The organism is Shewanella sp. SM95 (genome assembly GCF_025653595.1).
Classification (GTDB): Bacteria; Pseudomonadota; Gammaproteobacteria; order Enterobacterales; family Shewanellaceae; genus Shewanella; species Shewanella oncorhynchi.
Genome location: NZ_JAKKSE010000004.1, coordinates 212632 through 231541 on the forward strand (window position 1 = coordinate 212632; position 18910 = coordinate 231541).

The following is an 18910-nucleotide window of genomic DNA, read 5'->3' on the forward strand; positions in this document are numbered from 1 at the left end:
AGGTATCTCGGCTAGCATGTCCGCGTACAAAGTTAGGGTGTTGTCTCTTGGTTCCCGAGACAACACCCATTTTTATGCCCATTCATTAATACTTCTATTCCCATTTTTACTTGTTTCCGCATAGGTTTGCATAGTGTTCACTTGCTGTTGTTGGGCAAGGTGATTAACTGTCATTGCTCTCGCGTCTTCGTTATGGCTTAGATAATAGGCCGTTGGCGCTGAAATCCCTTGGCTCGTTCCTGTCGCTAAATTGGTCATGTCGGCGATCACTTGATACTTCATCTTCGCGTGTTTCAATTCGACTAAGGTTTCTATGTTATCCCTCAGTGCTGGCATTTCTGCTGGTTTTTGCGCATTCGCCGCCAATTGTTTTGCATCGCTAGAAAGCGTTACTGTATCAGTTGACGCTGGTGCGCTGGTTTGAACGGCATTGTTAACTTGTGCAAATTCAGCAGTGGAGACATTTTTTTGTGGGCTTACAGACAGGGAATTTCGCAGTGGTTGAATGTGCATCTTTTAATTCCAACAGATGATACCAAGCTAAGATTGGCTTCTATCGTACTTTTTAAAAGCTGGACCTGAGCTGAATAATGGTGAAAAGTTAGACTCTGTGGATGATTAGGTGGCGCGGATAATTCGATGATAGCAATGATTCAGACAGCTATTGAGTTACGGTGCGGCAATAAAAAAGCCCGCTTAGGAAAACCATCAGCGGGCCATAAAGATCTGCTCAAATCCTAAAACTTGATTTGAATATCTGTTGCTAAACTATTAGCGATAAAGCAATTTGCATGTGCTTTCTCGTGAATTTTCTCAAGGGTTTCTTGGCTAACTTCGACCCCTTCAGCGAAAATGACCTTAGGATTAAGCACCATCTTTGTCACGGCCAACTTGCCCGCATCGTTTTTACCTAGCTCTGCAGTGGCATTATCCACATAAGAGGTTACAGGTAAGCGCTTAAGATGCGCAATTGCTAGAAAGGTCAACATATGGCATGAGGATAATGCAGCCAACAGGCTTTCCTCTGGATTGACATTTTGCCCATTGCCTTTGTATTCCGGTGCCGACGAGGCTTGAATCGTCTGGCCGCTGCCAAAGGTAATACTGTGGTCTCGACAAAATTCGCCTTCTTCGGCGGGCGAGGTTTGCCAGTTAACCGTTAAGTTAAAGCCCATTATTTTCTCCTATCTGAAGGACATCAGGGCACTATAGCCTAGCGGTGCTCACTTAGCCATGATCGCCATGCCAGTGTTAGCTGGACATTAGATCCCAGCACTCAGTAATAGAGTGCCAGTGAGCACGCTGCCAGTGACGATTCCTATCGGTAAATGGCGCGGGCTGTAGCTTAACGTTAGGATGACCAGCATTGCCGCGAGGGAAATTATTCCCATAAACAAAATGCTCCCGTAGGCCCAGCCCTGATCGCTCGCGCAGGCACTTAAGCTAAATGCTAGTAGTAACCAAGCAAACAAGGTTAGCAAACGACTTTGCCATTGTGCTGGTGGACGATTGAACACATCCTTGAAGTGACCAAATTTAGCTAAGGCAAACAGGGCGAGGGAAAGATAACTCAAACCTAAGATCCCAAGTAGGGGAATAAATTCTGGCATCATGATTTGGCTTCCTCCAATGAAGATGACGAACTAAGGTCGCTGGCAAGGGATGTTTGGGATTCGCTTCTACGTGCATTTTTTGCTTTTGCTGGGCGTTTAGCGGGGGCCTTAGCAATCAAAGTCACTCTTTTACTGGCAAATAGCATAGCGCAACCAAGTAGCACTGCGAGCACGTCAAATCCGACTAAAGCCCATTGATGGGATTGGATATTGTCGATGATATTGCTTGGTGATGTGAAGGCATTGAGCACAGGCAGCGCACAGCACAAAATCCCTGTGAGTCGTAATGCGGTTTGCCACTGGCGACGTGAACGCCCCAAGAAAGCCCAAACTCCCATTGCCGCTAACGCGATAAAGAAACTGTGAACTTCCCATTCAGAGCGGCTTGCAAAACTTGTCGATAAGAGACGATTGGCGTAAAAGAAGGCTACAGTGCCTAAGGGTAATCCTAAGATAAACATGAAGTTTAACCCTTCAACTAAACGTAATCCAAAGCTTGGTTTCTCGCCTTTATCGATCAATTTTTGCTGTTTTTGACGTAGACGAATGGCCCACATCAAAGTGCCTGTCGCGATCATAGCGCAGCCTAATAAACCGCAGAAAAAGAATAAAAATCTTAGCAGCGGTGCGGCAAAACGTGCCGTGTGCAGCGACATCATAGTATCGTAAGTCGCGGATGCTCCTGAGGCTTCGTGCGGGCTGGCATATTTAAGCTCACCATTTACCCCGTTGAATATCAAAATATTGGCTTCATCGGTCACATCTTTACCTGTGTTTTGGTAAAAGGTCACTTGGCTATTTTGATCTTTAGGGTATGACACTATCACTTGCTTAATTGGCGCATCGCCCCATGCGGCTTTCACTTGAGGTAGTAATTGGCTCAGTTGTACCTGTGGCGCACTAATCCCAGCGGCTTTCTCGGTTTGTCTGGCGGGATTAAGTTCTTTTAAAAAAGCTTGGTTATCACCCGAATAGGCGGTATTAACCGTCCATGGGATATAGATAAGCATTAGGGTAATAAGCCCTGTATAAGTGATCATCAAATGATAGGGCAGGGCGATGACAGAGCTCACATTGTGCGCGTCTAGCCAAGAGCGAGCGCCTTTATCCCGTCTAAAACTGAACAAATCTTTGAAGATCCGTTTGTGGATCACTATGCCACTGATAAGGGCGATCAGCATAAACATAGTGCAAACGCCGACGATATAACGCGCTGTAATAGCGGACATATAGTGCAAGTCAAAGTGCAGACGATAGAAGAAATCACCGCCGCGACTCTCACGCACTTCAGAGATCATGCCGCTGCCATCTGCTAAGGCTACATGTTCTTCAGTCTTGCCACGACGCTGACCTTTTTCTGGTGGCAGTTGCCAGCTAACGCTTTGAAAGGGGGTTCGTTCAGTTGGAAAACCTATCATCCAGCGCTGCGCTGTTGCTGGTGAATGCGCTTCTATGTAACTTTGACCTTTATCTAATTGGTTTTCGAGGGTATCGGCTCGGTAGTCTTGATAAACCCCTTTATGTAATTCGGGTTCATTCCAAAGGCTGATCTCATGGCGAAAATAGCTCAAGCTACCCGCAAAAAAGATCAACAATAATACCCAACATACGAGCAAGCCTGCCCAGGTATGTAGCCAAGATAAAGTTCTAAAAAATGTCTCTTTCATCTTATTGCCCACATACCTTGATCAATCCAAAACATAACAAACTCACTAAGCCTAAATCTCGCCACGCATGCCAGGTTTTACGCACACAAAAGGCATAAATAATAGCGATGGCATAAAACAGGAAAGCTAACATATTGGCCGTTATCGTGCTTTCAAAGCGCGGCATAGGTAGCACTAATGTCAGCAGGCAAGCCAAGGTTGCTGCCGCAACATAACCCGCCAGTAGAGCGGCACTCGCACGGGCAAAGACTTTGAAGGCAAACTGCGATTGTTCTTGCTTAAACCATTGCACAATTCCCCGCGAAATCAGCGAGAACGAGCGCATTTGAGTTGTAGAAGATTGCGTTGAGGTTTCAAACGCGGGTGTATTAGACATAAGTGCCACTTCTCATTTCGAGCCAATATGGGTCTGTTATGGCTATCCGTTACTGTTGATTCTGCAAAGTGTGCTTGAGCTTTTTGGCTTAACGACAAATGCATTTCTATAGCAGTAGATAGCTAACCGCGAGAAGTATAACTTAGTTAATTCAAATGATAAACGATATCATTTAGATTCGAATGTGAATTTGTGATCTTAAGCTGATCTGCTTTAGCGAGTGTAGGGTGACGAGTTTAACGTATGTAGCGTAACGAGCGCCCTGTCACAATTGTTTGTTTTTATTTGTTGATATGTGTTTAGTGGTTACTGCTTGTTTAGCGTTAGGTTAATTTTTATGCTGCCAATGTGAGCTTTATCAATTTTGATAGACGACGGTTTTGGCAGAATGCGTTATCTTTTTTACCGAGACCTAGCCTGATAACCCTATGCATAAAAATTCTACAAATGGTGAAACACACCTGTCAGATAATGCGATTTTACTATCAACGACGGATCTGAAGGGAAACATTAAATATGTGAATCAGACCTTTTCGCAGATCAGTGGGTTTAGTGTTGCTGAGTTGCAAGGGAATCCACATAACATAGTGCGCCATCAAGATATGCCTGCGGCTGCATTTAAGATCCTCTGGGAGCGAATTAAGCAGGGCAAGCCTTGGATGGGGATAGTTAAAAATCGCACCAAAACGGGCGGCTATTATTGGGTGAATGCCTATGTCGCGCCTGTGTATGAAGATGGTAAAGTTCATGAGTATCAATCTGTTCGTCGCCAAGCTACCCCTGAGCAGATTAAAGCCGCTGAGAGTATTTACAGTGATATTAATCAAGGCAAGCAACCTAAAGTATTGCGTAAAGATAGGTTAGGTTTCAGTGGTAAAATACTGCTGGCCATGTTGGTTTCGATTACGGCTACGGCGATGATTGCCAGTTATTCCCCCATAGTTGCCGCGATGGTGGGAATGAGTCTCGCGTGCCTAGCATGGTATTACCTGATGCAGCCGCTGCAAAAGCTTGTGTCTATGGCAACCAACATTATTGACGATCCCGTCGCTACGGGCGTGTACACTGGCCGCCAAGATGAGATCGGTAAATTAGACCTCGCCCTACGTTTTTTGATCACTGAAATTGGTGGCGTTGTTGGCCGTATGGCTGATTCTGCCAGTGAGATCCAAGCACAAAGTGTCAGCCTTAAACAAACCATTACAAACACTTGGGAGCATGCCGATAGTCAGAGTGAACAAACCACGCAAGCTGCGACTGCGATGGAGCAGATGAGTGCCAGTTTTGCTGAAGTAACGGGAAACATTCATCGCACTGCCTCGGAAATGGTGTCGAGCCATGAGGCGGCTCAACGCGGTCATTCACGTTTAGAAACGGTTATTGATGCGATACACCAGTTAAGTGTGCAAGTGAGCCACTTTTCCGATGTTGTACAAGCTATTGAACAAGATAGCAGTGCGATTCACCAAGTGCTCGAAGTCATACGTGCCATTGCCGACCAAACTAACTTATTAGCCTTAAATGCAGCAATTGAAGCGGCACGGGCAGGGGAGAGTGGTCGTGGTTTTGCCGTGGTGGCCGATGAGGTCAGACAATTATCGAGCCGTACTAGCCAATCAACCTCACAAATTGAGTTAATTGTTAGTCGTTTTAGGGAAAGCACTCAAAGGGCAACCTCGACCATGATGGCAGGGCAGGAACAGGTAAAACGTTCGGTAAGCTTAGCGCAAGATGCGAGTGTGGCTTTTGGCGAGTTGCTTTCATCTATTTCGCGAATTAATTCTTTGAGTGATGATAATGCGGCGGCGATGACGCAGCAGACTTCGGTGGCCGCAGAAATTAGCCGAGCCATCCATGTGATCAGCGACTTGGCTCAGCAGAGTTTAGAGCAGACGCTCGATGCGGCAGCGCGGGGTGATCAAGTGTCGCGTTTATCGACCAAGACGCATCATTTGTCCCAACAGTTTTGGCAGCAGAGTGTGCAACGTAAATATTAAGCGTATTTACCTTATGTCGTATTGCATTTTGTGATTGATTTATTATTAATGCCTGTTTATAAATCAATCACTTAATCATGTTTTTCTTGCTGTTTTATTTTTGACTTCTTGATGGAGGTCACATTTAGGAGATGCTAATACCTGAGTTGACCGAAATATTTGCCAATAACCCTTGTGTTTTATCCTGCATGCCCCAAGCTCTATTAGTGAAGCAAAAATAAAAGTAATGACACTAAAAGGGACAACCTATGAAAATAAATATTTCTGGTCACCACGTCGATGTTACTGATTCTATTAGAGAAGATGTTAACGAAAAATTTGCAAAAATCGCCACCCATTTCCCCTCTCTGATCGCACTGGACATTATTATTGCGAAAGAGCATGGCGAGTATCAGGTTGAGCTTCGTACGAATTATGAAGGAAGCCGTATTTCTGCTTCAGGTACTGATGAGGTTATGTACCCAGCAATCAAAGCCGCATCGAAAAAATTAGATGCAGCACTTAAGCACCGTAAAGGTCAGCTAAAAGCGGATTTGCATGAAACCCCGAGCTGTACAACGCCAGCTATTGCCCATGAAATTATCCAAGAGATGGATCTTCGTTAGGTTTTAGTCATAACTCATCGCTTTAGATGAGCACAAAAAGGGCCTTAAATGGCCCTTTTTGTTGGCAATCGGGTTTGGTTTAATGCTAATGGGTTAAATCAATGCCAGTTGTAATCCCTTGAGCACAGCTTGGGTACGGTCTCGGCAATCGAGTTTAGTGAGTATGTTAGAGACATGATTCTTCACTGTGCCCTCGGCTAAAAATACCGCATTGGCGATTTCCTTGTTGGAGAAGCCGCCCGCCATAAAACTGAGAATTTCCCGCTCCCGTTCCGACAATAATTCATTTCTAGTTACCCCAACGCTAGATGCAGGTTTAGGCTCACTCATCTGTTTGAGCACCGAAGGCTCAATCAAGTAGCCGCCTTTAGCGACGGTTTCGATGGCGTGCAGTAACTTGTCGAGTGACACATCCTTGAGCAAAAAGCCATTGGCGCCCGCCTGCAAACTATTGAGGAATAACTCACTGTCATCGAAGGTGGTTAACATGATGACAGGTAAGCGATTAGCACTTTGCCGTATCTGTTTGAGCATGGCGATACCATCAAGATTTGGCATACGGATATCACTGAGCAGTACATCGACGGGATTGCTGGCAAGCTTTTTGAGTGCATCTTGGCCGTCTTCGGCCAGCCACAACACGTGAATGTTGTCGGAAATGGCGAGCAGACTGGCGATACCTTGGCGAACCAATTGTTGATCTTCTACTAAGCCGACATTGATGATGTTGTTTTGCGTATCCATAGAGATCCCAAAGCGTTTTTAATAAAAAGTTAAGCGAGTGCAGGGAGTGTAAGGGTGAGTTGGCAACCGGACGCCGAGTCATTTGCCCTTAACTCCAAGGTGCCATTAAAGGGTTGTAGCCTTTCCTGCATGCCGCCAAGCCCTGTACCGAACTGTCCTGTGCCGAGCTGTCCTGTACCGTTTAGCCCTGTGCCGCTTTTAACTGATGCGTTTCGCGCGGCTCCCCGTGTAAGCCCCATGCCGTTGTCGCTTAGTTGCAATACCAGCGCGCTTTGGGAGTCTTGCATGCTCAGTTGCAGTTGATTCGCCTTGCCGTGACGTGACGTACGGCGTTGCTGATGCCTTCCTGCAGCACTAACAGTAGTGCCTGAGTCAGTTCGGCTGATTGCAGTGGCTTCATCCCTTTGCAGTTAAGAGTCACGCTGGGTAAGCGGGTCATCAGTGCCTCTAAAGGTGGGACTAAATCCAATCCCACTTGCACTCTTTGAGCCCTGACGACGGCGCGAATACTTTCAAGTAGCTCTTTAGCTAAGGATTTACTTTGGTTAACTTGAGGTTTGAGCTCCTCGGGCGCTGTATGGCTCAGAACTTCTAATTGCAGAGAGAGTGCTGTGAGTTGGTGGCCGAGAATGTCGTGCAAATCGCGTGATATCCTTAATCTTTCTTGCTGTTCGCTGGCTTGGCTCAGTAGGGCGCGAGTGGCAATAAGCTGTTGGTTTAGCTGTTCTTGTATCAAACGTGATTTACGTTCAGAAAGCCTTGCTTGGCTACTGCTGTAGGCAAAGAGTTGAAAGCCAAGATAAATCAAAATATTGAACACATTGCTTTGTTCATGCAATTGCCATTGCAGCAGCGCGTAATAAACAAGGTTGGCTAGCAGCAGCTGTGAAATAGCTTGGCGGCGATTGAAAAACTCAGGCAACAGTGACGCCCAAATAACGAAGAGGATCGGCAGCAATGCATGGTTTGCCGTGAGTAATAAGCTCAGTACGATCAAGGGCATTGCTAATGTGGCAAGGCGGCGAAGTTGAATATTATTATGTGGAGCTATGTCCGTTGCTATTAGTATAAATTGCACTAAAAACAGCCCATACAGTACGGCATTTAGCATGCCTTGCCATGTATGCAATGCGGCTTGGGTTATCCCGATCCAAGCGACTAATGCCCAAGTGAGCACTCCAGCGGCAATCAACATGTTTTCTTCTTTCGCTAATCGATTTTCTAGCACGAATGTCTATCCCTTAATTCAATTCTGCCGACCATTCTAGGGTATCACCGCCAGATGTCACTATGCCAAAAGTCATATTGTTATCATTTTGTTTCATGACTTTTGGCACCTGTTTTTCGTCCTACGATTTTTTAAGCTAACTCCATCGCAGTTACTAATCAGCGCAAATAACAGGAGTAAGACATGAAACACATGAACTTAATTATGACACCAACACAGGTTCGCCAAGCTAATAAGACGAAAAGGACGTTATCAGCGATTTGGGGCGCAGGCTTAGCTTGCTTACTCTTGTCTGCAGGAAGTATGTCGGCAGGCTCCATGTCCACAGGCAGCCAGACACATACCCTGACTGTGGATATCGATAATATTCAAGTACAAACTGGCGCCTTGATGGTGGAGCTTTACGCCAATGCCGAGGATTACGCCGCAGGCCACAATCCTAGCGCGTCTATGATAAAGCCCGTAACTAAAACAGAGCATAGGCTGGTATTTAGCGATCTCGCCGATGGCCAATATGCGGTCAAGGTCTTTCACGATGAAAACGGCAACCACAGCTTGGATACCAATATGTTAAGCGTGCCGAGTGAAGGCTATGGCTTTAGCAATAACGCCGGCAGTTTTGGACCAGCGAGCTTTAAAGACGCCAGTTTTAGTCTGCAGGCCGATGCGCAAATCACCATACATATTCGCTAAGGGGGGCTGCACCATGGATAGACGTCAATTTTTAGCAGGTTCAGCCGCCCTCATGACGAGTGCTGTTTGGGCAAGTTCGGTTGATAAATTATTGGCGCTGGATAGCGCACAAACGGTCGCACGTGAGCCATGGGCCATAGGTTTTAATGGGGCGCAAGGCGACTATCAGCCACTCACTATGCAGGTTTCGGGCGAGTGGCCAGCGCAGTTGAGTGGCAATCTATATCGTAATGGGCCAGCGAAAATGTCTCGGGCAGGTAAGGCATATCAGCATTGGTTCGATGGCGATGGCATGGTGCAACAGTTTAGTGTGAGCAATGGGCAAATTCAGCATCAGGCCAAGTTCATCCAAACAAAGAAGTTTAAAGTGGAAGAGGCCGCTGGCGCGTTTAAGTACACCACTGCAGGCACAGTGATCCCCAATGCTTTACCTATTCGAAATAACGATGACTTGAATGTGGCCAATACCAGTTTATTGCCGCGCCACGGCGAGTTGCTTGCCTTGTGGGAAGCGGGTTCACCCTATCGACTCGATGCCCAGACCTTAACCACGCTCGGCGTGAAAAGCTTTGGCGACAAGTTTAAGGGCTTACCCTTTTCCGCCCATCCACTCGATGATGGCCAAGGTGGACTATGGAATTTTGGCGTCTGGTATGTCGGTGGTGATAAGCAATTACTTGTGTATCAAGTGGCAGCCGATGACAGCGTTGCCAGAATGGAAGTGATTGAATTACCACAGGCGAGTTACTTGCATGCCTTCGCGCAGAGTGAGAATAAGCTGGTGTTTTACATTTCATCTTGCGTGTATGAAGAGGGCGAAACCTATATTAATGCTTTTAAATGGCGCCCCGAATTGCCATCGCAATTACTGGTTATCGACAAAGCCGACTTTAAAACGCGGCAGTTACACCAGCTACCTGCGGGATTTGTGTTTCACTTTGGTCAAGCCATTGAGAAGAATGACGAACTTTCTGTGCAGCTTTGCCTCTATCCCAATTCAGCTATTTTAACCCAAGGGATGAAGGGGTTACTGACGGGGGAGCGTAAAACTAAGACACCCCATGCAGAGTTAGTGACGATCACAGTACCGCTCACAGTAGCATTTACAGCAGCTAGCAAAGCGCAGTTTGCGGAGACCTTGTCTTTCTCTGCACGTATTAAGCGCAGCGGCGTGATGATGGAGTTCCCCCAGTTTTCGCAGCACATTATGAGTAAGAAACAAACTAGCGGTGAAAAAGCGTTTGCAGAGAAAACAGGTGGGGCTTCGGAGTTTGTTCCGTTATTTGGCGTTGGAGCAAGATCAGATTCAGCTGTTAACTCTGGCTCCAGCTCTAACTTTAAATATGAAGCAGAATCTGACTCTGAATCAGGGCTAAGTAACACTCTGTATTGTATTCATAATGCAAAAGACAGCAGCAAGCACAGTGCGGAAACACTTGGCGACGCGAGCTATAGCGCGTTTTATCTTGGCAAAGGCAAGATTGCCGAAGAGCCGCTCTATATCCCCGCCACTGAGCAGCACGAAGCTTATTTACTGATGACTTGGCTCGATTACCATAATGCACAGTCTGGTTTGTCTTTGTTTCGTGCCAGTGACATCAGTGCGGGCCCCATCGCTTCGGCTCAAATGAACAGGGTATTGCCACTAGGGTTTCATGGCTGCTTTATTGAAGCTTAATATTTTGATCTATAAATAAAAAACGCAGCTTTTAGCTGCGTTCTTGTTTCAGGCGAAAGAAACGTTTAGTCATCAATTTCCGCATTGTGATAGACGTTTTGTACGTCGTCACAATCTTCAAGTGCGGCAATAAACTTTTCAAACATAACGACATCTTCACCTTCAACTTTAGTCATGTCCTGCGGTACGAAGGTGATATTGTCAAATTCAAAGTTAACCTCTGGCATCGCTTCGGTCAGCGCAGTTTTGACTTTAAAGTACTCAGTGTGCGGCGCGTAAACTGTGATTAAGCCATCTTCCAGCTCAACATCGCTTACATCAACGTCAGCCATCATCAGCAGTTCTAAAATCGCATCTTCGTCATCACCCGCAAACACGAACACGGCTTGATGATCAAACATGTGGCCAACTGTACCAGGGCCGCCGAGTTTGGCATCGTTTTTCACGAAGGCTTGACGCACTTCGGTGAAGGTACGTTTTACGTTATCGGTTAAGCAGTCAACAATGACCATGCAGTTGCCAGGACCAAAACCTTCGTAACGGGCGGTATCGTAATCTTCACCACCGCCGCCTTTGGCTTTTTCAATTGCGCGTTCAATAACATGCGCAGGCACTTGGTCTTTCTTAGCGCGTTCAATTAAGCGACGCAGTGATAAGTTTCCATCGGGCTCAACGCCGCCTTGCTTAGCGACAACGTAAATCTCTTTACCGTAGCGTGAATAAATGCGGGTTTTTTGACCGGCTGTTTTCGCCATGGATTCTTTCTTGTTTTGATATGCTCTGCCCATCTTGATCTCGTTAGCTCAAAAAAATTGCGCCGATATTAGCAGTTTTCTTGGCATAAGTGCAGTCGTCCCTATGTGATTTATTACCTAGAAGGCGACGGGGCACGCATTTCAGGGCAAAGTTGGTTTTATCAAGGAAGATCCGCTTTTAGATAGGCTAGGACTATATCGCGATAGATTAATACTAATGTCTAATGCCATACGCTCGTGAGACTGTTGATGATAGCTAACTTCTACTTTGTTTATTTAGCGAGATAAATTATCTAGCTTATTCAGAGAAATAGACTAAAACTATAAATCTTGAGCGCTATCATAGTTAGCCCTCCCTCGTCAGTTGTAAGCAATAGCCGCTGTAATTGATAGCAGCTGAACGAAGGCTAATGATTCGACTCTTAGCATTTCCCTTTCATTTTTACCTTGCGCAGTTACGGGAAGTATATGGAAATACAGCACAAAATTTTAATTTTCATCAGTTTCACGCTGGTCACTCTGGGGAGTTTATTACTTGAGGGACTGCATCTTCCGAGTATTGTGCAGGCGTTGATCTTGGGCGTTCTTGCCTGTGGCTTAGTAGTGTGGGTGTGTTTGCGCGCATCTAAGGCTAAGCTCGACACCGATGAGGCAAACATTAAGGCATTACAAGAGCAAAGCATCCCCGCCCACGACATTAGTGTGCAAACCAGCAAAATGGCTATCGGTTCGGCTGAGGTGTCGCATTTTATTGATTTATTGAATAAATCAATTGAATCAAATGGCGAGCATGCCAGCGCCATTGCGGTTGCTGCAGGGCAATTGAGCCACACTACGGCCCAACTTGGTGATAATGCAGCCGATATTTTAGGTCAAGCTCAAGAGGCTGAGCGCGTTAGCGTGCAGGGACGAAGTCAAGCTCAGAAAGGTGTTGCAGCCATTCGTTCACTGAGTACGGATATTGATACCGCCGCTGAGCAAGTGCAGGCGCTTAAATCAAGAGCCGAAGAAATCCAAAAAATTACCGAGGTGATTAACTCTGTTGCCGAGCAAACGAATCTGCTGGCCTTAAATGCGGCTATCGAAGCGGCTCGTGCGGGGGAGCAGGGTCGAGGTTTTGCGGTAGTGGCTGACGAAGTACGCAGCCTTGCGGGGAAAACGGCGGGTGCAACCCAAGATATTGGCAAAATGCTATTAGAAATCCGCAGTGAAACGGATAAAACTTCTGGGCTGATGGAGCGAGTCGTAATGCAAACCGCCGATGTGGTCGCCGCCATGGGCGAGTTAGACGCGCACTTCACTGAGATTTCGGCTTCTGTGACCCAATCGGCCCATGCCTTAGGTGATATGGAAGATTCACTCAAACAATATAACAACACTACTAACGACATTAGCCGCTCGGTGACTCAAATACGTGACTCATTAAATTCGACGGGTAAACAGAGTCATAGCGTATCCGAGCAGGCCTTTACTTTATCCTTGACCACTGAGGGTATTTTTAAAGCGCTGTCTAAATGGGATACACAAACCTTCGATCAGCAGGTTCTGCAATTGGCGAATGTTGCCGCTAAAGCGTGCGGTGACAAGTTAGCACAAGGTTTAGCCAGTGGCAGTTTTAGCGAGGCTGATTTGTTTAATCCTAAATACCAACCTATTACCAATACTCAGCCGCAGAAATACAGCACGGCTTTCGATCGTTATACCGATCAGCATTTTCCAACAATTCAAGAGCCCATTCTGGCAAAACACAGCGAAATTATTTATGCGGGAGCCGTTGATAGGAAAGGTTATTTTCCGACCCATAATAAACGCTTTAGCCAAGCACTGACAGGCAAAGTTGAGGTTGATATGGTGCACAATCGAACCAAACGCTTGTTTAATGATCCGACAGGGATCCGTTGCGGCGCCCATACTGAACCTGTGCTATTGCAAACTTATAAACGCGATACGGGCGAAGTGATGCACGACTTGTCGGTGCCCATTTTTGTAAACGGTAAACATTGGGGCGGATTTCGAGTGGGATTTAAAGCTAAGTAGATTACTGATAACTCAAATTTAGGTTGTTTACTCTAAAAAATGCATAAAAACGCATCTTTATTTGTGTCTTATATGTGATCGATGGTGGGTAATTGGTTAACATAATAGAAATAGATTGGCATCTTTTTGCCGAAGTGCTTAAATAGCCCAAGGTGTACAGTATAAGACAGTATTGTATCCAATAAAAAATCATAAAATTTGAATGAGACCTTAAGTAATTGATTTAAAATGTTTAAAATATCTTTCTGGATATTTTAAAATGTTGAGGACAGGGAGCTCTCTTGCGACGTAAATATAACGCAGTAGATGCTGCTTAATGTGAGTTAAATGTGATGCAAGCAAATCAAGCGACTGTAACTGTTTTATATTATGATGCACCCGTAGGGTTAATTATGCACAACGCCGTATTAGGTAATTTACCAGTGAGTGAAGCTGGGCGTGTGATGATACCTGCAAGTTTCCGCAAGGGAAAATCTATCATTGCTGTACTTGAAGGTGAGTGTAAGATATTGAATTCATTAGGAGAGCGAGTGTTTGCTCAAGCTAATATAGGTTAACATTTTAAACTAATCGTCATTCTTGGGACGAATAATTCGCTTTGCTAAATTATCGTCCCGACATCTTCTGCAAAAATTCTATTCAATCCATCTATTTCTATTAATGTTAGCGCTTGTTCGCCTAATCATATTCGGTTAGTCATTCAGATATTTACTGTCCCACAAATTAACGCACTTTAATGGCAGACTTCTGCCAATAATTGGTCTGCAAGGTACTGTAAGGTTTCGGCATTAGGATGGGTATGGGCGAAGGTTCTTAAACCATAAATTCCCATCATTAAATATTGGGCTCTTTGCTCGCTGCTGCGATTGCCTTGGAGGAGTCCTTGCAACGTTGCAGTGGCAAATTGTAGCGTGAGTGCTTGCTGCCAAGATTGTAGATACTGATTGATGATGTCCCGGATCTCAACATCTTGCTCTGCAATTTCATTTAACGCTTTTGTCAGTAAGCAAGCTTGGGTGCTATCGCAACTCAGACATTCAATAACGAGATGATCTAAGTAGGTTTTCAAATTAGTCAGCACATTCTCGCCATTGCCGAATAGATTGTTGAATTGCTCGTTTCTGTCGAGTTGATATTGCTCTATGGCCGCGATTAATAACCCGCGTTTATTGGTGAAGGCACAGTAAATCGACCCCGGATGTAATCCCGTGGCTTGAGTAAGATCTTGCATGCTCGTTTTGGTGTAACCCTTGTGCATGAAGGCGGCCATAGCGCCGCGAAGTACCTGTTCTCGGTCGAACTCTGCATTACGCATCGAATTTAATTCACTTGTATAGAAACACTTAGGCCAGATTCTACCTAAATTTGAACAAACATTCAAAAATGAACTTGAATGATCGTTCAAATAATAATATCTTGAATGCATATTCAAGAATGGGACTGAGAAAATGACCACACAAACCACGCCAAATTCATTGGTAAATCTGTTCGATACCTACTCACTTAATGACACTATTACCTTAAATAATCGTATCTTAATGGCACCTTTAACCCGTTGTATGGCGGATGCCGATTTAGTGCCGACCGATGATATGGTCGCCTATTATGCACGCCGCGCCGAAGCGGGTTTGATCATCACAGAGGCGACGATTATTCGTCCCGATGCTCAAGGTTATCCAAATACCCCTGGTATTTTTACTCAAGCGCAAATTGCTGGCTGGCGTAAAGTGACCGATGCTGTACATGCCAATGGCGGTAAGATTTTTGTGCAGTTATGGCATACGGGCCGTGTTGCTCATCCACACTTTTTCGGTGGTGGTGATGTGCTTGCTGCATCAGCACAGAAGATTGAAGGCAGCGTGCCAAGAATGCGCGAACTGACATATGTCACGCCAAAACCTGCCACACTTGAGGATATTCAAGGCCTAGTGCGTGATTACGCCAAAGCGGCGGAAAATGCCATTGAAGCTGGGTTCGATGGCATCGAAATCCACGGTGCAAATGGTTATTTGATTGACACTTTCTTACACCATGACAGCAATCGCCGCACCGATGAATACGGTGGAACACCTGCCAATATGTCCCGTTTTGCGCTTGAGGTTGTCGATGCTGTTGTGGCTCGTATCGGCAAAGACAGAACCGGTTTACGGATTTCTCCAGGGGCTTATTTCAATATGGCGGCAGATAGTCGTGACCGCGAAGTGTTCGATTACTTCTTGCCTGAGCTGGAATCCCGCGATATCGCTTTTGTGCATATTGGGATTTTCGATGACAGCATGGAATTCGACTATCTTGGTGGCAAAGCTTCAAGCTATGTGCGCGCACACTATGGCAAAACTTTAGTGGGAGTTGGAAGCTACAGCGCTGAAACCGCCAGTGAAGCGATTGCGGCGAATAAGTTTGATTTGATTGCTATCGGTCGTCCATTTATTGCCAATCCTGACTATGTTGCTCGCGTGCGTGATGGCGTTGAACTTGTTCCTTACAGCGATGAAATGCTTACAAGCTTAGTGTAATTTCGCTTAATAGCTTTATAAAGAAAGGGTTAGCATGTGCTAACCCTTTTCGTTTGTCTCGTGCCTTTTATTTAATCCGCTTTAACTAAGGATCTGAGTGCGGTGAGTTTTTGCTGAGCTATGCCGAAAATGCTCTCGGGAGAATATTGCCCTTGGCTAGGTGCGGCCGTTTGCGGCAAACTTCCTGCGGTTTTACCGAGCAGTAACTCCATTGCTTGAGTCACATGGGTAATAGCCCAAATATGGAATTCTCCCTGTGCCACTGCATCGACAATGTCTTTGCGCAGCATAAGGTTGGCCATGTTCGAGGCAGGAATAATCACCCCTTGCTCCGGCGTACGGCCTTTTATTTTGCAGACATCGAAGAAGCCTTCAATTTTTTCATTCACGCCGCCAATGGGCTGAGCCTCACCAAATTGGTTCATCGAACCTGTGATGGCAATATCTTGCCTAATTGCTTGCTCGCTAATAGCCGAGATAATGGCGCAGCATTCGGCCATCGATGCGCTATCACCGTCCACGCCGCTGTAAGATTGCTCGAAGGTGAGGTAAGTGGTGAGCGGGATTTGCGCCGTCTTACCTAACACTGAGGCTAAATAAGCGGTTAAGATCAACACGCCCTTAGAATGGATCCGGCCTCCAAGTTTGACTCTGTGCTCGATATCCATCACTTCACCCTTACCAAACGCTGTGGTTGCTGTGATGCGATTGGGCATACCAAACTGATGATCTGAGGTCGAGATGACGGATAAGGCATTGATTTGCCCAACCACTTTGCCCTGAGTGCTAATCAAGGTCGTGCCGTTGGTAAAGCTTTGCATTATGTTGTCGTGCAGACGCGAGACTCTTTGCTCTTGATTTCGCAGTGCTTGCTCAACGTGCGGCACTAAAATTTGCTGACTACCCGAAGATTTAGCGCAGTAGTTTGATTCCCGCAGCAGGTTGGCAATATTGGCCGAGTGTAGCGACAGTTTTTGTTGATCTTCGGCCTCCCGCGAGCTGTATTCGATGATGCGTGCTATAGCCGCACGGTCGCAATGTAGCATGTTGTTGTCGTGAACTATGCTCGAAATAAAGCGGGCATAGTGCGCCTCAGAAGTTGAGGTTCTGTCCATCACATCTTCAAAATCGGCGGTAACGCGGAATAACTCACTGAAGTCAGGATCATAGTGCTGTAACAGCTGATAGGTTTCGTGATCGCCAAACAGAATAATTTTCACATCTAAGGGGATAGGCTCAGGCGCCAATGAAATAGTGCCCGACAGTGACACTTCACGCTCCAGCGAACTTAAATCGAGTTTGCGTGAACGCAGGGCGCGTTTTAACCCGTCCCACACGTAAGGGCGTTCTAACACTTTTACCGCATCCATCAATAACACGCCGCCGTTAGCTTTGTGCAGACTGCCGGAGCGGATAAGTGAGAAGTCGGTGAACACTGTCCCCCTGAAGGTAGCATTTTCCACATAGCCAAATAGGCTGTGATAACTTGGGCTTTCTTCTACGACAATAGGGAATTTTTGAGTCCCTTGAGCGACCAAAACGTTAACTTGGTAGCGGCGGGGCATTTTCTTTTCAAGGGAAGCGTAGGCTAGGCCCAGTTGTTCTTCACTTTCTTCTAAAAAGATATCTAAATTGTCTAAGATATCCGCCTGCATACCGGTTAAGAAAGTCCGCGCTTCGGGCTGGTGCTTGAACTTATCTTTGAGTGGCTTAATAAAATGAATTAACACTTCTTTGGCGACTTGTTCGTCATGTTCTTGCTGCTTGTCGCTGAATTCTTCTTCCCATTCAGTGATTTGGCGAATAATACCGCGCAGTTTAACTTCTAGGCCATTGATATTACTTTCAAATTGACTACGTTCAGTCTCTGTCAATGCTTCGAATGAAGCTTCGTCATGGGGTTCTTCACCATTGAGCGCTACCATTTGATAGTCGCCCTGCATGGTTAAACTGAGGCTGATGCCTTTTTGTTTTGCTTCTTCGGTTAATTCAGTGAGTGCGACTTCTTGTTTCTGTGATAATTGGCTTTTGAGCTTTTCAGTGCGGGCATAATACATTTCATTATCAAAGGCTAAAGGCATAGCTTTGACAAGTTTAAGCATCAACTTTTCGACGGCTTTTTTAAATTCAAGCCCAGTCCCTGCGCTCAGTTTGAGCACTTTAGGGCAACGGGTATCATCGAAATTAACCACATAGCACCAATCGTACAGGGTATGGTCGTTTGGCTCGTGACGGCTTAGGTAACGCAGCATCATAGTTCGTTTGCCGAGGCCGTTCTGACCTATGGCGTAGATGTTGTAACCCTTTTCTTTAATTCCCATTGCAAACTCTACTGCTTGCTGGGCGCGTTCTTGGCCGACAATATCATTGAGAGGTGTGAGTTCTGCTGTCGATTGGCAATCTGTGCTTAATTGGTCGAGTTCGCAAATGCGATATAATTGTTTACTGTTGAGCAGGGTAGCTTGGCTTGATACGACGTCAGTGGGCATAAATATCCTTGGTTTTTCAGCCTTATTATTTCCATTGTAGACAATAAGATAGCATTTTTGTCAATCAAAACTCTGTTATTGCTGATATATGTCTTTAGGGATGGTTTTCTCTCGCTAAGAAAGTGCTGAATTATCGGGGGAAGACTTAATTGATTAAGTCTAACTAATTGTTACTCAATAAACTTATCGCGATACTGACACTAAAATTTTGTGCTAAAGTAGCAAATGCAATGTTAGTTGGATTTACCCGTGCAAGCAGTCTGCTGAGTGTGAGTAAGTTAGTGTGAATTTTGATGGTTTGACCTCTACCACCCTAAAAGGTGGATATGATGGAGTAAGTTTTAGATCCAACCTTAGTGCCAATTGAGATGTATTGATTTGATGTTAAACGTAAAATTTTATGAGATTTTACTGCTTGGTTAACGTTTTCCCTCTGTAGCAATATTGGGCATGTGTTTAAGGTCTTACGGTATTCTCGCCGTAGGCCAATTGAGCAGTAACGAGATCTGAGT

At 45.6% G+C, this 18910-nt stretch carries 16 protein-coding genes and 1 pseudogene; 7 read left to right on the plus strand and 10 right to left on the minus strand.

Annotation, left to right across the window (positions count from 1 at the left end):
- Nucleotides 1-72: 72 nt before the first annotated feature.
- From L5M29_RS07800 to L5M29_RS07820, 5 genes are all read right to left on the minus strand, one after another.
- Nucleotides 73-513: a hypothetical protein gene (locus L5M29_RS07800; protein WP_263167125.1), complete on the minus strand. Its 441-nt coding sequence runs from the start codon at nucleotides 511-513 to the stop codon at nucleotides 73-75.
- A gap of 224 nt (nucleotides 514-737) precedes the next feature.
- Nucleotides 738-1175: an OsmC family protein gene (locus L5M29_RS07805; RefSeq protein WP_131523019.1), complete on the minus strand. Its 438-nt coding sequence runs from the start codon at nucleotides 1173-1175 to the stop codon at nucleotides 738-740.
- Between the two features lie 87 nt (nucleotides 1176-1262).
- Complete coding sequence (locus L5M29_RS07810) at nucleotides 1263-1613, minus strand: DUF3325 domain-containing protein (protein WP_113940646.1); 351 nt, start codon at nucleotides 1611-1613, stop codon at nucleotides 1263-1265.
- Nucleotides 1610-3280 carry a PepSY-associated TM helix domain-containing protein gene (locus L5M29_RS07815; protein ID WP_263167126.1) on the minus strand — a complete coding sequence of 557 codons (1671 nt, stop codon included), beginning with the start codon at nucleotides 3278-3280 and terminating at the stop codon, nucleotides 1610-1612. Before L5M29_RS07815 ends, L5M29_RS07810 begins: the two co-directional genes overlap by 4 nt.
- Before the next feature lies 1 nt (nucleotide 3281).
- Entirely contained in the window at nucleotides 3282-3656 is a 375-nt protein-coding gene (locus tag L5M29_RS07820; RefSeq protein ID WP_131523016.1) for a DUF3649 domain-containing protein, read from the minus strand.
- Nucleotides 3657-4084: 428 nt separating this feature from the next.
- On the opposite strand from L5M29_RS07820, the gene L5M29_RS07825 reads away from it, so the two are divergent.
- Nucleotides 4085-5653, plus strand: a complete 1569-nt coding sequence (locus L5M29_RS07825) for a methyl-accepting chemotaxis protein (RefSeq protein WP_105249832.1) — start codon at nucleotides 4085-4087, stop codon at nucleotides 5651-5653.
- A 248-nt stretch (nucleotides 5654-5901) separates the two neighbouring features.
- Complete coding sequence (hpf, locus tag L5M29_RS07830) at nucleotides 5902-6258, plus strand: ribosome hibernation-promoting factor, HPF/YfiA family (protein ID WP_028760784.1); 357 nt, start codon at nucleotides 5902-5904, stop codon at nucleotides 6256-6258.
- Between the two features lie 93 nt (nucleotides 6259-6351).
- On the opposite strand, the gene L5M29_RS07835 is transcribed toward hpf, so the two are convergent.
- Together L5M29_RS07835 and L5M29_RS07845 are read right to left on the minus strand one after the other, a co-directional pair.
- Nucleotides 6352-7002, minus strand: a complete 651-nt coding sequence (locus L5M29_RS07835; RefSeq protein ID WP_263167127.1) for a response regulator transcription factor — start codon at nucleotides 7000-7002, stop codon at nucleotides 6352-6354.
- Nucleotides 7003-7031: 29 nt separating this feature from the next.
- Nucleotides 7032-8230 (minus strand): annotated as a pseudogene (locus L5M29_RS07845) (sensor histidine kinase).
- A gap of 183 nt (nucleotides 8231-8413) precedes the next feature.
- Here L5M29_RS07845 and L5M29_RS07850 point away from each other — a divergent pair.
- Together L5M29_RS07850 and L5M29_RS07855 are read left to right on the plus strand one after the other, a co-directional pair.
- A complete protein-coding gene (locus tag L5M29_RS07850; RefSeq protein WP_263167130.1) occupies nucleotides 8414-8923 on the plus strand; it encodes a DUF2141 domain-containing protein in 510 nt (169 codons plus the stop codon).
- A gap of 13 nt (nucleotides 8924-8936) precedes the next feature.
- Complete coding sequence (locus L5M29_RS07855) at nucleotides 8937-10601, plus strand: carotenoid oxygenase family protein (RefSeq protein WP_263167131.1); 1665 nt, start codon at nucleotides 8937-8939, stop codon at nucleotides 10599-10601.
- A 65-nt stretch (nucleotides 10602-10666) separates the two neighbouring features.
- Here L5M29_RS07855 and L5M29_RS07860 read toward each other — a convergent pair whose 3' ends face one another.
- The gene (locus tag L5M29_RS07860; RefSeq protein WP_028760779.1) at nucleotides 10667-11389 is read right to left on the minus strand and encodes a YebC/PmpR family DNA-binding transcriptional regulator; all 723 of its coding nucleotides are present in this window, start codon (nucleotides 11387-11389) and stop codon (nucleotides 10667-10669) included.
- Nucleotides 11390-11824: 435 nt separating this feature from the next.
- Between L5M29_RS07860 and L5M29_RS07865 the strand changes: the two genes are divergently transcribed.
- Both L5M29_RS07865 and L5M29_RS07870 read left to right on the plus strand, forming a co-directional pair.
- Complete coding sequence (locus tag L5M29_RS07865) at nucleotides 11825-13393, plus strand: methyl-accepting chemotaxis protein (RefSeq protein WP_263167132.1); 1569 nt, start codon at nucleotides 11825-11827, stop codon at nucleotides 13391-13393.
- 332 nt (nucleotides 13394-13725) lie between these two features.
- The gene (locus tag L5M29_RS07870) at nucleotides 13726-13950 is read left to right on the plus strand and encodes a TIGR02922 family protein (RefSeq protein ID WP_028760777.1); all 225 of its coding nucleotides are present in this window, start codon (nucleotides 13726-13728) and stop codon (nucleotides 13948-13950) included.
- Nucleotides 13951-14126: 176 nt separating this feature from the next.
- Here L5M29_RS07870 and L5M29_RS07875 read toward each other — a convergent pair whose 3' ends face one another.
- Nucleotides 14127-14708, minus strand: a complete 582-nt coding sequence (locus L5M29_RS07875; RefSeq protein ID WP_263167134.1) for a TetR/AcrR family transcriptional regulator — start codon at nucleotides 14706-14708, stop codon at nucleotides 14127-14129.
- A 133-nt stretch (nucleotides 14709-14841) separates the two neighbouring features.
- Between L5M29_RS07875 and L5M29_RS07880 the strand changes: the two genes are divergently transcribed.
- The gene (locus tag L5M29_RS07880) at nucleotides 14842-15909 is read left to right on the plus strand and encodes an alkene reductase (RefSeq protein WP_263167137.1); all 1068 of its coding nucleotides are present in this window, start codon (nucleotides 14842-14844) and stop codon (nucleotides 15907-15909) included.
- A 71-nt stretch (nucleotides 15910-15980) separates the two neighbouring features.
- Here L5M29_RS07880 and L5M29_RS07885 read toward each other — a convergent pair whose 3' ends face one another.
- Nucleotides 15981-18398 (minus strand): Lon protease family protein, encoded by a 2418-nt coding sequence (locus L5M29_RS07885; RefSeq protein ID WP_198572106.1) that lies wholly within the window; start codon nucleotides 18396-18398, stop codon nucleotides 15981-15983.
- Nucleotides 18399-18910: the final 512 nt, after the last annotated feature.

Coding starts and splice junctions, on each gene's coding strand:
- L5M29_RS07800 (WP_263167125.1), bottom strand. CDS start 513: ATGCACATTCAACCACTGCGAAATTCCCTGTCTGTAAGCCCACAAAAA.
- L5M29_RS07805 (WP_131523019.1), bottom strand. CDS start 1,175: ATGGGCTTTAACTTAACGGTTAACTGGCAAACCTCGCCCGCCGAAGAA.
- L5M29_RS07810 (WP_113940646.1), bottom strand. CDS start 1,613: ATGATGCCAGAATTTATTCCCCTACTTGGGATCTTAGGTTTGAGTTAT.
- L5M29_RS07815 (WP_263167126.1), bottom strand. CDS start 3,280: ATGAAAGAGACATTTTTTAGAACTTTATCTTGGCTACATACCTGGGCA.
- L5M29_RS07820 (WP_131523016.1), bottom strand. CDS start 3,656: ATGTCTAATACACCCGCGTTTGAAACCTCAACGCAATCTTCTACAACT.
- L5M29_RS07825 (WP_105249832.1), top strand. CDS start 4,085: ATGCATAAAAATTCTACAAATGGTGAAACACACCTGTCAGATAATGCG.
- hpf (WP_028760784.1), top strand. CDS start 5,902: ATGAAAATAAATATTTCTGGTCACCACGTCGATGTTACTGATTCTATT.
- L5M29_RS07835 (WP_263167127.1), bottom strand. CDS start 7,002: ATGGATACGCAAAACAACATCATCAATGTCGGCTTAGTAGAAGATCAA.
- L5M29_RS07850 (WP_263167130.1), top strand. CDS start 8,414: ATGAAACACATGAACTTAATTATGACACCAACACAGGTTCGCCAAGCT.
- L5M29_RS07855 (WP_263167131.1), top strand. CDS start 8,937: ATGGATAGACGTCAATTTTTAGCAGGTTCAGCCGCCCTCATGACGAGT.
- L5M29_RS07860 (WP_028760779.1), bottom strand. CDS start 11,389: ATGGGCAGAGCATATCAAAACAAGAAAGAATCCATGGCGAAAACAGCC.
- L5M29_RS07865 (WP_263167132.1), top strand. CDS start 11,825: ATGGAAATACAGCACAAAATTTTAATTTTCATCAGTTTCACGCTGGTC.
- L5M29_RS07870 (WP_028760777.1), top strand. CDS start 13,726: ATGCAAGCAAATCAAGCGACTGTAACTGTTTTATATTATGATGCACCC.
- L5M29_RS07875 (WP_263167134.1), bottom strand. CDS start 14,708: ATGCGTAATGCAGAGTTCGACCGAGAACAGGTACTTCGCGGCGCTATG.
- L5M29_RS07880 (WP_263167137.1), top strand. CDS start 14,842: ATGACCACACAAACCACGCCAAATTCATTGGTAAATCTGTTCGATACC.
- L5M29_RS07885 (WP_198572106.1), bottom strand. CDS start 18,398: ATGCCCACTGACGTCGTATCAAGCCAAGCTACCCTGCTCAACAGTAAA.